Source organism: Pseudonocardia pini (assembly GCF_013870575.1).
GTDB lineage: Bacteria > Actinomycetota > Actinomycetes > Mycobacteriales > Pseudonocardiaceae > Pseudonocardia > Pseudonocardia pini.
In genome coordinates this window covers 1-2,829 of record NZ_JACBXB010000724.1, presented here as the reverse complement: position 1 = coordinate 2,829, position 2,829 = coordinate 1, and the positions used below count along the sequence as shown (strand labels likewise).

Genomic DNA, 2,829 nt, shown 5'->3' with positions numbered 1-2,829 from the left:
GGACCCAGCGCAGGTGGGCCTTGCTGCCGGTGTCCACCCAGTAGGCGGCGCGGACCCCGTCCCCGCCCACGGCCTCGGTGGGCATGATCACCGAGTTGGCCCGCTCGAGCGTGGCGGTGATCTCCGCGGAGTCCTCCGCGTCCTCCGGGATCCACCAGCCGAAGTCCTGGTGGAGGGTCAGGTCGAGCTCGGCGTCGGCCGCGAGGACGTCCTGCATCCGGACGACCTCCCCGCCCAGCCCCGGCCCGACGACCGGCAGCGCCGATCCCGGCTCCGCCTGCTGCGCCCAGCGCAGCGCCTTGGCGAGGTCCGCGGACAGGTCCCCGGACCGCGTCTGGACCTGCATGCCGAGCAGGATCTCGCCGTCTCCGCGCACCATCGCCGCCGAGGCCCCGGGCAGCACCGTGGCCACCCGCACCGGCACCTCGGACTCCGGTGTGAGCGGCAGCGGGGCGATCGCGGACGGCAGGAACTCCCGCATCGCGACCAGGTCCGGCTCGGCCGCGAGGCCCGCGAAGGGCCGCGTGACGATGACGTCGTCGCCCGCGCCGTGGCAGGCCTTGTACCGCTTGCCCGACCCACAGGGACAGGGCCTGCGCGGGTTCTCCCCCGCGGGCGCGGCGCTCTTCTCGCGATTCTTCTTGGCCATCAGGCCGTCTACCGTAGCGACACCAGGACCTCGCGGCGCACCGGCCTCGTCGGCTCGACGAGCGCGGTGCAGTACCGCACCACCCGCACGGTGAGCACGGCGGTCGCGGCGCAGACCAGGTCGAGCAGCGCGTGCAGCAGGACCCCGTCCGCCAGTGCCTGGATGCCGCCGCGGAAGGACCACAGGAACACGACGACGCCGAGCACCACCGACAGCCCCCACGCCCCCCACCACCACAGCAGCAGCCGGGCGGGGTGCGGGCGCTCGCCGGGCGGGCGTCGACCGCGTAGAACGCCATGGCCAGCAGGTACACGACGATCGTGCCCTGGAAGAGCATGTCGCTGTAGGACGACAGCACCGGATCGACGGTCATCGGTCTCCACCGTTCGTGGGGGTCACTAGCAGCTCCGCCCGCAGGCGGTCGAACTCCTCGCCGTAGCCCGCGCGGTCCGTCCGGGCGAGTCCGCCCAGCTCCACGCGGCTGCGACCGTCGCCCTCGGGGGTCACGCGCACCCAGAACCGACGCCGCTTGACCGACAGCGACAGCCCGAGCCCGCCGAGCATCAGCAGCGCGAACACCAGCACCGCCTCCTGCCCGGGGTCGTGGCTGACCTGCAGCGCCACCCACTGGGTGACGGCGTCGAAGCGGATCTGCGTGCCGTCGTCGAGGGTGATGCTCTGGCCGGGGACCATGTTCTCCCGGGCCACCCGGACCAGCTCGCCGGAGTCGACCTTCGACTGGTCGATCGAGAAGATCGACTGGCCGCGGCCGTCGTCGAGACCGAGATCGCCGCGCATGACGTCGATCGCCGCCTCGGGGGCGAGCAGGTCGGGGAAGGTCGAGGTGACGACCTGGCCGCCCGAGCTGGTCGGCGCGAACAGGCCGGTGACGGCGATCGAGCTGCGCTGGCGCTCGGCCGCGTCCGCGATCCCGGGGCGCTCGAACTTCGTGGCGCCCTGCGAGAGGTAGGTCGTGGTGTCCACGGGCTGCCACTGGATCTCCCCGGTCCGCTGCTGCCCGTCGGGCCAGGTCACGGTGAACCTCGGCGCGTAGCCGTGGTTGAGCAGGTAGACCCGCTCGTCGTCGACCCGCAGGGGGTGGTTGACCGCGAGCTCGTACGGCTGCCAGGTCGACGTGTCGCCGGACTCGACCTGGTCGGCCGTCTGGTAGCCGAGCTGGGCGCGGTACTGCTCGGGCTGGCCGTTGTCCAGGTAGTCCGCGGCGAACGAGTCCACCCGGATGCAGAACGGCGCGAGCTCGGTGCCGTCGACCTGCAGGCCGGGGCGGAAGGAGTCGTAGCCGAGGATCGAGGTGTTGCAGAACTGGCTGCCGTTGGCCAGCACGATGACCTGGCCCTCGTACCCGAACAGCTTCCCGACGGCCATCGCCACCAGCAGCCCGACGATGCTCATGTGGAACACCAGGTTGCCGGTCTCGCGCAGGTAGCCCTTCTCGGCCGAGATCGCCTGCTCGGTGCGGGTGCGGCGCCAGCCCTTCAGCCGCCCGTCGACCCGGTCGAGGACCTGCTCGGGAGTCCCCTCCACCACGTCGACGGCGTGGTGCGGCATCCGCGACAGGGCCCGCGGGACGGCGACGGGCCGCTGCCGCATCGCACGCCAGTAGTCCGAGGAGCGGGGGGTGAGGCAGCCGACGAGGGAGATCATCAGCAGCAGGTAGATCGCCGCGAACCACGGCGTGGCGAACACCTCGAACGCGCCCACCCGCTCCAGCAGCGGGGCGAGCCGCGGGTAGTCCGCGAAGTACTGGTCGACGAGCTGGGGGTTCAGCGACCGCTGTGGCAGGAGCGCACCCGGCAGCGAGGCCAGGGCCAGCAGGAACAACAGCACGAGCGCGGTCCGCATGCTGGTGAGCCCGCGCCAGGCGTTGCGCAGCGCGGCGAGGACGCTCCGGGTCCGGCGCGGCGGCTCCGGCGTGGGCGCGGGGGGCGCGGGGGTGGTCGTGGAGGTCATAGCGCGGGTGTGAATCCGGCGATCGAGACCTGGAGCTGGGCCAGCAGGCTGCCCCACACCCCGCTGACCAGCAGCGCACCCACGGCGACCATCAGGGCGCCGCCGGCGATCTGGATGGCGCGGGTGTGGCGGCGCAGCCACCCCAGCGCGGTGACGGCCCGTGCGGCACCGAGCGCGATCACGACGAACGGCAGCCCGAGCCCGGCGCA

4 protein-coding genes are annotated in these 2,829 nt (G+C 72.8%); all 4 read right to left on the bottom strand.

The annotated features are described in order from the left end of the window. The coding region (locus H5J29_RS27865) for a DUF5926 family protein (RefSeq protein WP_181783963.1) at nucleotides 1-649 on the bottom strand (649 nt) is incomplete at its 3' end. Nucleotides 650-657: 8 nt separating this feature from the next. Then, nucleotides 658-1,032 (bottom strand): DUF4328 domain-containing protein, encoded by a 375-nt coding sequence (locus H5J29_RS35510; RefSeq protein ID WP_181783962.1) that lies wholly within the window; start codon nucleotides 1,030-1,032, stop codon nucleotides 658-660. Then, nucleotides 1,019-2,620 (bottom strand): cytochrome c biogenesis protein ResB, encoded by a 1,602-nt coding sequence (gene resB, locus H5J29_RS27855; protein ID WP_181783961.1) that lies wholly within the window; start codon nucleotides 2,618-2,620, stop codon nucleotides 1,019-1,021. The genes H5J29_RS35510 and resB overlap by 14 nt, the downstream gene beginning before the upstream one ends. Then, nucleotides 2,617-2,829, bottom strand: a 213-nt coding sequence (locus H5J29_RS27850) for a sulfite exporter TauE/SafE family protein (RefSeq protein WP_181783960.1), incomplete at its 5' end; no start/stop codon positions are given. The genes resB and H5J29_RS27850, both read right to left, overlap by 4 nt.

Coding starts and splice junctions, on each gene's coding strand:
- resB (WP_181783961.1), bottom strand. CDS start 2,620: ATGACCTCCACGACCACCCCCGCGCCCCCCGCGCCCACGCCGGAGCCG.